The sequence below is a fragment of the Clostridium estertheticum subsp. estertheticum genome, from assembly GCF_001877035.1.
In the GTDB taxonomy this organism is placed as follows: domain Bacteria; phylum Bacillota; class Clostridia; order Clostridiales; family Clostridiaceae; genus Clostridium_AD; species Clostridium_AD estertheticum.
This window is the reverse complement of sequence record NZ_CP015756.1, coordinates 3,716,359-3,728,644: the sequence shown is the minus strand read 5'-3', so window position 1 is coordinate 3,728,644 and position 12,286 is coordinate 3,716,359. Positions and strand designations below refer to the sequence as shown.

Here is a 12,286-nt window from a genome sequence, read left to right as displayed (position 1 = left end):
TTCAGAAATGGATATTGCGGGTTTTTATGTAGCTATACTAAATGCAATGAATTAAGCTTTAGTTAAATCATCTCCTGCAGAGCTGTTAAATCATCTCCTGCGGAGCTGATTAATGTGATAATAATGCAAACATGATTTATAATACAGTGGGAATCTATAATAATATGCTGTATAATTTATACAGGTCTCGGATTGCTGAGTGGGAGAATTAATTTAATAGTCAAAACCAATAAGGTGTTTGAAGCCATGTCGCAAGGAGGGGGAAGTTACTTTGGGATATTTAAAAGCATATGCTCATAAGTATGGTATAGGATTTTGCATAGCAGTATTTTTTGTAATACTCGAGGCATTCTGTGATTTGATGCAACCAATGATTATGTCCAAAATAGTGGATACAGGAGTTGCAAATAAAGATTTGAATTATGTAATTAAAATGGGAATTATTATGCTTATAATTGCTGGATTTGGAGCAATATTTGCAAGTATACGTAATGTTATGGCAAGTAATGTATCACAAAAACTTGGAGCAGAACTTAGATCTGATCTATTTAAAAAAATTCAAGGATTCTCTTTTGAAAATGTTGATAGATTTGAAGGAGGTACTCTAGTTACAAGGCTTACAAATGATGTAACTCAGGTTCAAAATTTTATTAATGGACTTATGAGGATATTTGTTAAAGCACCAATTGTGGGCATAGGAAGTATTATAATGGCAACAAGACTAAACTTAAAGTTATCTGTGATTTTATTTGCTATTGTACCAATTGCAGCTATTCTTATATATTTTAATATGAAAATAGGACTCCCATATTTTATTAAAGTTCAGGAATCTCTTGATAGCGTTAATGGAGTTATGAGGGAGTATTTATCAGGAGTAAGAGTAGTTAAAGCTTTTAATAGATTTGAATATGAAATAGAAAGGTTCAAGGACAAAAATACTTTGCTTACGAAGTCTTCTACTAAAGCTATGAAAATAACATCGGTTTTCAGTCCTATAATTGGACTTATAGTAAACGTTGGTATTATATTGGTGATTTGGATAGGCGGCATATATGTAAACAAAGGCAGTATGCATGTAGGAGAAATAATAGCATTTACAAATTATATGACACAAATATTATTCTCACTTATGATGGTAACTAATGTTTTTACAATGTTTGTACGCGCTAGAGCATCAACAGATCGTATTAGCGAAGTGTTCTGCGAAAAAAATAGTATGGTTAATGGAAAGAAAATTATAGATAATTCTAAAGATAGAGGAAGGGTTGATTTTAAGCATGTATATTTTTCATATAATAAGGATAAAGAGCCCATATTAAAGGACATATCATTTAGTTGCCACCCGGGAGAAACTGTTGGAATAATAGGATCAACTGGTTCAGGGAAAAGTACTCTTGTGAATTTAATACCTAGGTTTTATGATGTAATAAGTGGAGAAATAAAAATTAATGGTGTAAATATTAAGGAGTTAGATATAAAGTCATTAAGAGAGAAGATTGCAATAGTGCCACAAAAAGCACTTCTGTTTTCTGGAAGCATATTAGATAATATGAAATGGGGAAGTGAGAAGGCAAGTATCGATGAAATTAAGGAAGCACTAAAAGTGGCAGAGGCTTTTGATTTTATTGATAAACTTCCAGAAGGGTATAATGAAAAAATTGGCCAAGGTGGTGTTAATTTTTCTGGAGGACAAAAGCAACGGATATCTATAGCAAGAGCACTAGTGAAAGGAGCTGAAATTCTAATACTTGATGATGCAACTAGTGCGGTTGATACAGATACAGAAATGAAGATAAGGAATAGCTTAAAAAAATATTCTAAGGATTTAACGTGCATTTTAATAGCTCACAGAATAACTTCTGTAATGAGCGCTGACAAAATAATAGTGATAGACAATGGGGAAATAAAAGCGATTGGAAGTCACTCAGAACTTTTAAAGAATTGTGAAATATACAATGATATCTTTCTTTCTCAAATTGGAAAGGAGATGATGTAGATGTCAGGTAATAAATATAAAGATGATAATAAAAACGTTTCTATGCCATTTAATGGTGTTAGAGGCACAAGGAATAGGGCACCTGTAGTAAAACCGAAAAATTTCAGGAAAACTTTAAGAAGACTGTGGAGTTATTTTGGAAGTGAAAGAAAAACATTAATAATAATATTTATATTTATAATAATAGATTCGGCTATTGTACTAATAGGTCCATTTCTTATAGGGCAAGCCGTGAATGCTATGTCATCTAATAATGGAAAAGTAGATTTTAATCTACTAAGCATAATAGTAGTTGTATTACTAGTATCCTATTTGGCAGATGCGGCTATAAGTTTATTTCAGGGATTTGCCATGGCAAGTTCTAGTCAAAGAATAGTTAAAACTATAAGAAATAACTTGTTTTTAAAACTCCAAAAGCTCCCAATGGCTTTCTTTGATTCAAATAGTCATGGGGATATTATGAGTAGATTGTCAAATGATATTGATAATGTTAGCTCTACTATTTCTCAATCTGCGGTTGTATTAATGTCAGGCGTTATAACTATACTCGGGTCATTTATTATGATGATAATTTTAAGCCCTATATTAACCCTAGCAAGTTTAATTACAGTGCCTTTAGTATTTTTGTTAACTCGCTCCATTACTAAAAAGACAGGAAAGCTTTTTAAATCTCAACAAATGGAACTCGGAAAACTAAATGGACAAATTGAAGAAACTATATCTGGAGTTTATATAGTAAAAGCTTTTAATCATGAAGATAAAACAGTGAAAGAATTTGATGAAATAAATCAGAGATTGTGCAAGGTTGGATTAAAAGCTCAAATATATTCTGGATTCCTAATGCCAATTATGAATGTTATAAACAATATTGGCTTTGCGGCAGTAGCTGGAGTGGGTGGGGTTCTAGCAGTAGATGGCATAATTACAGTAGGTGTAATTGCCAGCTTTTTAAGTTATTCAAGGCAATTTGTACGGCCACTTAATAATTTGGCAAATATGTTTAATACACTGCAATCGGCTTTAGCTGGAGCTGAAAGAGTATTTGAAATACTAGATACGGGGGAAGAAACAGAAGATGTAAAAGAGCCAAAGGAGCTTAATAAATCCAAGGGACATGTTAAATTTAGTAACGTGTATTTCGGGTATAGAAAAGATGTGAACATTCTTAAAGAAATTAGTTTTGAAGCACATCCTGGTGAGAGCATAGCGCTTGTGGGTCCAACAGGGGCAGGTAAGACTACAATTGTAAATTTGCTTACAAGATTTTATGATGTAACAGGTGGAGTAATATATATTGATGGCGTTGACATAAGGGAATATACAAGAGATAGCCTTAGAAGATGTTTTGGTATAGTGCTTCAAGATACCTATCTTTTTACAGGAACTATCAAAGAAAACATAAAATATGGCAATCTAAATTCCTCGGATATAGAAATTGAAAATGCAGCTAAAATGGCAAATGCACATGGATTTATAAGGAGGCTTCCAAGGGGGTATGAGACATTACTTTCTGAGAGTGGAAGTAATCTTAGCCAAGGACAAAGACAACTTTTAGCTATTGCAAGAGCAATACTTACGAATCCATCTATATTAATATTGGATGAAGCTACTAGTAGTGTTGATACTAGAACTGAACTTAGGATACAGGAAGCTATGATCAAACTAATGAAGGGTAAAACGAGTTTTATTATAGCTCACAGGCTAAGTACTATAAGAGATGCAAACAAAATAATGGTTATAGATGATGGTCAAATTATAGAGATGGGAAACCACGCGGAGCTTATAAATAAAAAAGGCAAATATTATAACATGTATTTTAATCAATATAATAATAGTGATGAGTAGTAAGAGAATGGTACTCGCTAACTAAGAAGTTTTTTTGATGATAGGACGGTATATGATTGCTTTTTCATGGTAGAATTATTAAATGATAGATTAATTGGATAAGATTTATTAATAATCATACCCATAGTTAAAATATTAATATAGGAGAGTGTATAATGATTTTAAGTAACGATGATAAATGTTGGTGTAAAAGTGGACTAAAATATAATGAGTGCCATTTAGATTTTGATAAAAAATTACAGGTTTTGAAGAAACAATGCTGCACAGTTCCCAAAAGAAAGCTTATTAAGAATAAAGAGCAAATTGAGGGAATAAGAAAGAGTGCTGAAATTAATAATGGCATTTTAGATTTAGTTAGTGAGACTATTAAAGCAGGAATGACCACAGAAGATATTAATACACTAGCTCATGAATATACAATATCTCGAGGTGGAATTCCAGCTACTCTTAATTATGAGGGATTTCCCAAAAGTCTTTGTACATCAATAAATGATGAAGTATGTCATGGAATACCAAGTAAAGATGTAATACTTAAAAATGGTGATATTATAAATGTTGATGTAACTACTATCCTTAATGGATATTATTCAGATGCATCAAGAATGTTTATGATTGGAGAAGTAAGTGATGAAGCTAGGAAGTTAGTAGAAATTACAAAGGAGTGTCTAAATAAGGGTCTAGAAGCAGTGAAACCTTGGGGCTTTTTAGGAGATATAGGAGCAGCTATACAAAAATATGCACAGAGTAATGGATACTCAGTAGTTAGAGATTTTGGAGGACACGGAGTTGGACTAGATATTCATGAGGACCCATTTGTATCTCACTGTGGGAGTAAAGGAACAGGTATGATTTTAGCACCAGGGATGGTATTTACAATTGAACCAATGATAAATGTTGGAAGCCATAAAATATTCATTGATGAAGATAATGGATGGACTACATATACATCTGATGGATCTCTTTCAGCACAATGGGAGAATACAATTCTTGTGACTGAGGATGGTATAGAGATAATATCAAAATAGATAATATAAAAACACCACACTCATAAAGAATGTGGTGCTTTAATATTTATATAATCTTTTACTTAAATACCTACTTTATAATATTATTTAGATGGAATTTCGTCATCAGTAGCATTATCTTTTGAGTTTTTTTTACCATTTAAGTATTCAGAGATTTTTGTTTTAGATTCTGTTACACTGCTTTTAACATCTGTAACTTTATTGTCTATAGTGTCTTTAAGTTCTGTAGTTTTCTCTTTTATATTGTTTGTAATATCTTTTGATGACTTAACAATATCATCTCTAGTTTCCTTACCAGATTTTGGTGAAAAAAGTAAACCACCTAATAAGCCACTAAGACTTCCTGCTACAGTACCAATAGCCACTTTTTTAGCAGTCCTAATTCTTGCTTGTTTTTTCATTTCTATTTTCCTATTCTTAAACCAACTTGAAAATACCATAATTATTTCCTCCTTCAAATTTTAAATACTTATTATTTTTTAATAAATGTAGATTTTAATATTATGAATTTGTATCACTATATTGTCTTGGTTTACTATGTTGAAGTATGCTATGATGCCTACCATATACAAAGTAAATTAATAGCCCAAGTGATAACCAAATTATAAATCTAATCCATGTTTCTAGAGGTAATGCTGTCATTAAATAAACGCAAGCAACTATAGTTAGGATAGGTATAAAAGGTACCCAAGGACATCTAAACTTTCTTTCAGCATCTGGCATAGTTTTCCTTAGTACTATAACACCGATAGATACAAGAATGAAGGCAAATAATGTACCTATATTACATAGTTTTATTATCTCCTCTAAGGGCAAAAGTCCTGTCATAATAGCAGCTATACTACCTGTAATTATTGTGCAAAGTGTAGGTGTTTTGTGAACTGGGTGAACTTTTGAAAATACCTTTGGAAGTAGTCCATCTCTTGACATAACCATAAATACTCTAATCTGACCATAAAGCATTACAAGTAATGTGGAAATCATTCCTATAACCGCACCTGTTCCAACTAGAGCAGCTCCCCAGTTAATACCAAACTGTTTCAATGCATCTGGAATAGCATTATTCTGACTAATTTCTTTAAATGGAACCATGCCTGTTATAACAACTGCAACTGCAACATAAAGCACAATTACAACTCCTAGGCAAATAGCAAGTCCACGGGGTACATCTCTCTTTGGATTTATAGTTTCTTCAGCTGCTGTTGATACTGCATCAAAACCAATATATGCAAAGAACATTATTGAAGCCCCTGCCATTACACCCTTCCATCCAAAAGGAGAAAATGGTCTATAGTTAGCTACACTAATATGAAATACACCAAGTACTATAAATAAAACAATTACACCAATTTTAATTAAGACTATGACGTTATTTAGCTTAGCACTTTCTTTTATGCCAATAAATAATATCCATGTTACAAGGCCAACTATTAGAACGGCTGGTAAATCAATAATTCCACCGGCCGATGGTCCAACAGAGATTGCTTTAGGTAAATCAAGTCCAGCAGAGTTTAACAGCCCTACAAATGTTCCTGACCAACCGGATGCAACTGCAGCGGAGGAGACTAAATATTCAAGCATTAGATCCCATCCTATAATCCAGGCTATAATTTCACCAAAAGCAATATATGAATATGTATAAGTACTACCTGCTACTGGAAACATTGTAGCGAGTTCTGCATAGGTAAGGGCACAAAGTCCGCTTGTAATTGCAGCTACAATAAATGATAATACAACTGCCGGGCCTGCCATATGGGCACCAACACCTGTTGATACAAAAATTCCCGTGCCAAGAACTGCTCCTATTCCAAGTGCTGCAAGGTCAGTTGATGTAAGATTCTTTTTTAAATCAGTTTTTTTGGCAGCTTTAAGTTCCATTTTTAGGGACTTTTTCTTCCACATTCTCTTCCAAATAAGTTTCAAAATTTTTGTCTCCTCGCGTATATTATTTTTCTTTTGTTAGTAATTTTAAAAAAGTTATTCATATTTCTGCATTAATCTAAGCACTTCAATGGATGCATCAAACCTTCGCTCAGCATCATCACTTTCCATAGCATTCTTTATAGTTTCTATTGCCAATGGTAACAACTTTATCAAGCTTTCATGTAAATCAATATTGTCAGTAGTAGTTTCAATTTCAGTTAAAAACGCCTTAAATTCACCTATACGATGTTTTAGATGTGCAACATAATTTTGTGCGCCTAATGATTTTCGAACAGCTTGTGGTAAGCTAGATCTACTAATAGGGTTGTCCTTGTTAATAAATTCAACTTTTCTTTGATGAGGATAACCCTCAGTTACTTTAGTTGAATCATAATAATATGGACTTGTAACTTTTGCAAGATATATTTTATCTCCATTAGGGATAATACATAGATCACCAACCTGAATATTGTTTACAAACTGATTGATAACACCGAGCTTTACATTTGAACAAGAATAGTTATTCCTAGCAAGCTCCTTAAGAAGAGTGTTTTTAGGCATACCTGTTAAGTCAATTAAGTTACTCCAACCTATTGCAATTATGTCATTTTCCAAAAACTCTTTTAATCTATTAATGTTTTCAGGATTGGTTCTTACCAACCATAAGTCATCAAAAATTAACAATACAAACCCTCCTATAATTTATTTGATAATCTTATCATACAACTAAATCAACTAAATGTCAACTAAAGTCGACTAAAACTTACCAAAACAATAAAACAGTAAGAGTGTTTATTTTAGTAGAATCGTAAACCGTAATAAAATTAACTTCAAGTAAAATTTAAAAACCCTCTAATAAATCATACATATATCGTATATAAAAGAGAATTGATAAATATGGGATAACGATTAATAATTGTTATTTACATTAAAATGATATGAGGAGGAATTAACATGAAACATGCAAATTTAGGTTTATTTGTACTCACTTTAACATTATCGATAGGTATATCATCTGGGGTTTATGCTAGTGAACGAAATAAAGATGCAAATTGCGTAAAAACAATGGCTGTAGCACAAAAATTAGATTTAAAAAATGAAAAAACTCAGCAAGGTGATGTAAAATCTGTTAAAAATCATACATATAAGAGTCATAAAGAACTCAAAACTGGAAATAAAAATAAATGTGATAAAATTAAGCCAGTTATTAGTGTAGAAGATAAAGCAGCTCTAAAAGTTAAAATGGATAAAATAGAAACAGTTAAAGATGCTAATAAGGTTTTGAAGACTACAATTGTTAAAAATGCACAAGCAGTTAAGGTAGAATTAAAAAGAATTGAAGATAGTAAGATAGCATTAGATCCATTAGTAAAAACTGAAGCTGATTCAGTTTTGTTATCGGTAAAAGATATCACTACTAAGAAAGTTTGTGTAAAACCAGTAATTACAGCAGTTGTACCAACTAGTGTCGTTGTAATGCCTGTAGTACCCGTAGAAAAAACTCACCTTGAAAAATTAAATGAAAGATTAGATAGTGTATTTGAACAATATACAAAAAAGAACACAGAGTTAACTACTTTAGCAACTAGACTTTTAGGTCTTTTAAATGCTTTAACACTTATAAAATAGAATAGTTGCATAAAAATAAAAGTCTTGGATTAATTCAGGATTTTTATTTTTTAATATTTACTTAACTATAGATTTATAGTACTTAATGTAGACTATTTGCAAGTATAGTTAAAAATGTTGAGCTTGGTAAACCTCTAGAAATAATTTAATAGTAAAACATAAAGCTATACTTGAGTATGGCTTTTTTTTATATTGTTTAATCTTTTACACTCATTTATAGTTAGATATATGATAAAATATGGTTTATGGTATATATTTCAATTAAAATAAAAAATTTAGGGGGAATCTATTAATATGTATAGTGGGTCTAAATATGATGTTGCTATTATAGTTATATGTTTAATTATTATTGCATTTGTTTCCACAATGATGAGATCTGAAATAGAAAAAAGCAAAACTAAAATAAGAGATGGAATAATAGCTGTTTTAGCAATGATTGGATTTTTAGGGCTTTCCGTGTTGTCTTTAAAGTTTAAGAAATTTGAATATTTTTTATTCTCATTATTTTTAATGTTATTTGTGTTTGTTATAATTAAAGATATAAAATCATTCCTTTTAAAAAGGAATTACTCGAGACTAAAGAGTATATCAATAAAAGTAAAGTATGCAGGAACATATAATCTTATATTTCTTATAATACTTACGTTTCAGTCTATAACTATGCACCAGAGTGCCTCAAAACTTGAGTTCATAAGTGATATTTTCATTATTATTATATTAGTAATTGATTTGCCTTTGGATTATTTGGCAAATAAATATCTTAATTTTTATGAAAGTGGTATTTTTATTAATACAGGTGCCTTTTCTAATAAAATCATTGAACATGCACAACTTGTCACATATAAAAAAGTTGAAAGTTTAACTTTTTTGGAATATGAGAAAGGCAAGTTTATTTTAAATATACAAGCTGATAAATCCATAAAAAAATTGGATTGTAAATATAGAATAAAAAATTATGAAAAAAAAGAAATAATTTCATTCGTATGTAATTTTATTGAAGAGGAAAAAATAATAATATTAAAAGAATATTAAATTTGAATGTAATGCGAACTAATCAAGGAGTAATTTAACATTTGTTTTTAGCAAAATTAAAAGGAGAAGATTTCATCGAAAAGATGCTTCTCCAAATCTATAAAAAACAAAAACATTTATATTAAGACTTTCTATATTTTGTTTTTTTACATTTAGGACAGGGAGGTAAAGTATCAGTAGTATCATCTAATATTACCTTTTGCCCGCAAATTTTACAAACATATTTTCCATTACCAGGCTTTTCACCAGTTGAGTATAACATATGGAATTCACCTCTTTTTTTTATTAAATTATTGCCAATGTAATTTTAGCATAGTAAAATTATTTTAACAATACTAGAGGATGAAGTAGCAATAGTTTTAATGTCTTTAGCTATTTATAACAATAAATACATAAGGATTACATAAAATGAATAATTTATTGAAACCGAGTTCAATAGGTGATAAAATGAAATAAAAATTCCATGCTATCATCTGTTGAATATTTTTATTTTAGTTAGTTGGAATTGATATAGAAAGGGTTGAACTGATTATGGAAAATAGTAAACAAGATTTGATGAGAACTATTCAACTTAAACTTCCACGTTTAAGTAAAGGTCAAAAACTGATAGCCGAATATATTTTAAAACATTATGATAAGGCAGCGTTTATGACAGCTGATAAATTAGGTGAAAGTATAGGAGTGAGTGAATCAACTGTTGTAAGATTTGCAAGCGAGTTAGGATTTAGTGGTTATCCTAAACTACAAAAATCTCTTCAACAGTTAATTAGAAATAAATTAACCACTGTGCAAAGAATTGAATTATCTAATGATTACATGACCCAAGAAAATGCACTAAGAAGTGTATTAAAAGCTGATATGGAAAATATTAAAACTACTTTAGAAAATATAAATTATGAAACTTTTGATGAGATAGTTAATTCACTATTTAAAGCTAAAAAAATATATATAATTGGGCTAAGGGATTCATCTTCATTAGCTGAATTCTTAGGCTTTTATTTAAATTTTATATTAGATAATGTTAAGGTAGTTGCCTATGGCGTTAGTGACATATTCGAGCAGCTGCTTAATGTTGATGAACAAGACATAGTGATTGGGATAGGGTTTCCTAGATATACAATGAGGACAATAGAAGCTTTAGACTTTGCTAAAAGCAAGAATGCCAATATTATTGTAATTACAGATAGTTTATTATCCCCATTAGCAGAGAAGGCTAACTATACCCTAATAGCACAAAGTAATATGACTTCCTTTGTTGATTCCTTAGTAGCGCCATTTAGTGTAATGAATGCTTTAATCATAGCTGTTGGACTAAGAGAAAAAGAAAAGATTTCAAGTACATTTTCTACTCTAGAAAATATATGGGAAGAATATAAAGTTTATAAATAAAGAATAGCGTTAGGTAGACTGTTATATCTATTAAACATAATAAATTAGTATAATCTATATTTTTGGTGCAATTTATATTTTTAAGCATATTATAAAAAGATTACTTTATAATTGGAGGAAATATGTTTATACGTTATTATAATTATGATGAACAAACTCTTTATCGTGCTATTAGATATAATATTATAGTTAATGTTGATGCTAAAAAGTTAAATTTGTTTAAGGCAGGAAAGTTATTTAAGACATATCCTATAGCAACAGGTAAAATTACCACGCCTACACCTAAGGGAAATTTTAAAATTATAAATAAAGCCTCTAACCCAGGAGGACCATTTGGTGCAAGATGGCTTGGTCTAAATGTTCCTGGTGGAGATTATGGAATTCACGGTACTAATAACCCAAGTTCTATTGGTAAGTCTGTTTCTAATGGATGTATCAGAACTTATAATAGTAATATAATTGAACTTTATAATTTAGTACCTGTAGGTACTCCAGTAAAAATCGTGTAAAAGCAAGACCGCTAACATAAGAATTTAAAGTGTATTAGGAAGGAAGTATCTGATGATTTATTCTTTAGAAAATTCAATAATTAAAATAACAGCCAGTACTCAGGGAGCAGAACTACATTCTATAACTGGGAAGAAAGAAGGAACGCAGTACCTTTGGAATGGAGACTCGAAATATTGGAAGTATCATTCACCAATTTTGTTTCCAATAGTCGGAAATCTAGTAGGTTCAAAATATAGGATTGATGAGAATATATATGAGCTACCATCTCATGGATTTGGTAGGATATCAGATTTTAAATTTGTATCACAAACTAATGATTCAATTACCTTTGAATTAAAATATTCTGAGGATACTATGAAAATATATCCATATAAATTTTCTTTGTTTGTTAATTATAAAATTGAAGAAAATGTTGTTAAGGTAACATACAATGTTAAAAATTTAGATAATAAGGATATAACATTTTCAATAGGTGCACATCCCGCTTTTATGTGTCCTATTGAAAAAAATGAAAAAATAGAAGACTATTATCTTGAATTTAATGAGAAAGAAACAAGCGATAGAATGGAAATAACTAAAGAGGGGTATTTTTCACATAAGAGAAAAGAGGCTTTAAATGATACTGATATCATGGTTTTATCAAAAGAGTTATTTAAAGATGATGCTTTAGTATTTGACGATTTAAAATCTGATAAAATAACTATAAAGTCAAAAAATCATGAGAAGTCCGTATCAGTAGAATTTAAAGGATTTCCTTATATGGGAATATGGGCACCAAAAGGGGGGGCACCATTTTTATGTATTGAACCCTGGTTTGGACATGCTGATTATGAAGATTTTACTGGTGAATTTAAGGAGAAGGAGGGGTCTGTTTTATTAACTAGTGGACATGAATTTAAATATAGTTATAAGATATCTATAATAGAATAATACTTGT

General features: G+C 30.4%; 12 protein-coding genes. 8 read left to right on the top strand and 4 right to left on the bottom strand.

What is annotated here, in order from left to right; all coding sequences use genetic code 11:
- Nucleotides 1-271: 271 nt before the first annotated feature.
- From A7L45_RS22955 to A7L45_RS17445, 3 genes are all read left to right on the top strand, one after another.
- Complete coding sequence (locus A7L45_RS22955; protein WP_071613966.1) at nucleotides 272-1,996, top strand: ABC transporter ATP-binding protein; 1,725 nt, start codon at nucleotides 272-274, stop codon at nucleotides 1,994-1,996.
- A complete protein-coding gene (locus A7L45_RS22950) occupies nucleotides 1,997-3,841 on the top strand; it encodes an ABC transporter ATP-binding protein (protein WP_071613965.1) in 1,845 nt (614 codons plus the stop codon).
- Between the two features lie 155 nt (nucleotides 3,842-3,996).
- Entirely contained in the window at nucleotides 3,997-4,866 is an 870-nt protein-coding gene (locus A7L45_RS17445; RefSeq protein ID WP_071613964.1) for a methionyl aminopeptidase, read from the top strand.
- A gap of 83 nt (nucleotides 4,867-4,949) precedes the next feature.
- Here the strand turns inward: A7L45_RS17445 and A7L45_RS17440 are convergent, their stop codons facing one another.
- From A7L45_RS17440 to A7L45_RS17430, 3 genes are all read right to left on the bottom strand, one after another.
- Nucleotides 4,950-5,306 carry a YtxH domain-containing protein gene (locus tag A7L45_RS17440; RefSeq protein WP_071613963.1) on the bottom strand — a complete coding sequence of 119 codons (357 nt, stop codon included), beginning with the start codon at nucleotides 5,304-5,306 and terminating at the stop codon, nucleotides 4,950-4,952.
- A gap of 61 nt (nucleotides 5,307-5,367) precedes the next feature.
- Nucleotides 5,368-6,768 (bottom strand): amino acid permease, encoded by a 1,401-nt coding sequence (locus A7L45_RS17435; protein ID WP_071615032.1) that lies wholly within the window; start codon nucleotides 6,766-6,768, stop codon nucleotides 5,368-5,370.
- Between the two features lie 75 nt (nucleotides 6,769-6,843).
- Complete coding sequence (locus A7L45_RS17430; RefSeq protein WP_071613962.1) at nucleotides 6,844-7,473, bottom strand: hypothetical protein; 630 nt, start codon at nucleotides 7,471-7,473, stop codon at nucleotides 6,844-6,846.
- A 270-nt stretch (nucleotides 7,474-7,743) separates the two neighbouring features.
- Between A7L45_RS17430 and A7L45_RS17425 the strand changes: the two genes are divergently transcribed.
- Together A7L45_RS17425 and A7L45_RS17420 are read left to right on the top strand one after the other, a co-directional pair.
- A complete protein-coding gene (locus A7L45_RS17425) occupies nucleotides 7,744-8,418 on the top strand; it encodes a hypothetical protein (protein ID WP_071613961.1) in 675 nt (224 codons plus the stop codon).
- A gap of 294 nt (nucleotides 8,419-8,712) precedes the next feature.
- Nucleotides 8,713-9,450, top strand: a complete 738-nt coding sequence (locus A7L45_RS17420; protein ID WP_071613960.1) for a hypothetical protein — start codon at nucleotides 8,713-8,715, stop codon at nucleotides 9,448-9,450.
- Nucleotides 9,451-9,571: 121 nt separating this feature from the next.
- On the opposite strand, the gene A7L45_RS17415 is transcribed toward A7L45_RS17420, so the two are convergent.
- A complete protein-coding gene (locus tag A7L45_RS17415) occupies nucleotides 9,572-9,736 on the bottom strand; it encodes a zinc ribbon-containing protein (RefSeq protein WP_224617039.1) in 165 nt (54 codons plus the stop codon).
- Nucleotides 9,737-9,981: 245 nt separating this feature from the next.
- On the opposite strand from A7L45_RS17415, the gene A7L45_RS17410 reads away from it, so the two are divergent.
- From A7L45_RS17410 to A7L45_RS17400, 3 genes are all read left to right on the top strand, one after another.
- A complete protein-coding gene (locus A7L45_RS17410; RefSeq protein ID WP_071613958.1) occupies nucleotides 9,982-10,839 on the top strand; it encodes a MurR/RpiR family transcriptional regulator in 858 nt (285 codons plus the stop codon).
- Between the two features lie 128 nt (nucleotides 10,840-10,967).
- Nucleotides 10,968-11,348 carry a L,D-transpeptidase gene (locus tag A7L45_RS17405; RefSeq protein ID WP_372445196.1) on the top strand — a complete coding sequence of 127 codons (381 nt, stop codon included), beginning with the start codon at nucleotides 10,968-10,970 and terminating at the stop codon, nucleotides 11,346-11,348.
- Nucleotides 11,349-11,400: 52 nt separating this feature from the next.
- Complete coding sequence (locus A7L45_RS17400; protein WP_071613956.1) at nucleotides 11,401-12,279, top strand: aldose 1-epimerase family protein; 879 nt, start codon at nucleotides 11,401-11,403, stop codon at nucleotides 12,277-12,279.
- Nucleotides 12,280-12,286: the final 7 nt, after the last annotated feature.

Bases quoted from the DNA above. Each gene is read 5' to 3' on its own strand.
- A7L45_RS17425 (WP_071613961.1), top strand. From the start codon at position 7,744: ATGAAACATGCAAATTTAGGTTTATTTGTACTCACTTTAACATTATCG.
- A7L45_RS17440 (WP_071613963.1), bottom strand. From the start codon at position 5,306: ATGGTATTTTCAAGTTGGTTTAAGAATAGGAAAATAGAAATGAAAAAA.
- A7L45_RS17420 (WP_071613960.1), top strand. From the start codon at position 8,713: ATGTATAGTGGGTCTAAATATGATGTTGCTATTATAGTTATATGTTTA.
- A7L45_RS17445 (WP_071613964.1), top strand. From the start codon at position 3,997: ATGATTTTAAGTAACGATGATAAATGTTGGTGTAAAAGTGGACTAAAA.
- A7L45_RS17400 (WP_071613956.1), top strand. From the start codon at position 11,401: ATGATTTATTCTTTAGAAAATTCAATAATTAAAATAACAGCCAGTACT.
- A7L45_RS17410 (WP_071613958.1), top strand. From the start codon at position 9,982: ATGGAAAATAGTAAACAAGATTTGATGAGAACTATTCAACTTAAACTT.
- A7L45_RS22950 (WP_071613965.1), top strand. From the start codon at position 1,997: ATGTCAGGTAATAAATATAAAGATGATAATAAAAACGTTTCTATGCCA.
- A7L45_RS17435 (WP_071615032.1), bottom strand. From the start codon at position 6,768: ATGTGGAAGAAAAAGTCCCTAAAAATGGAACTTAAAGCTGCCAAAAAA.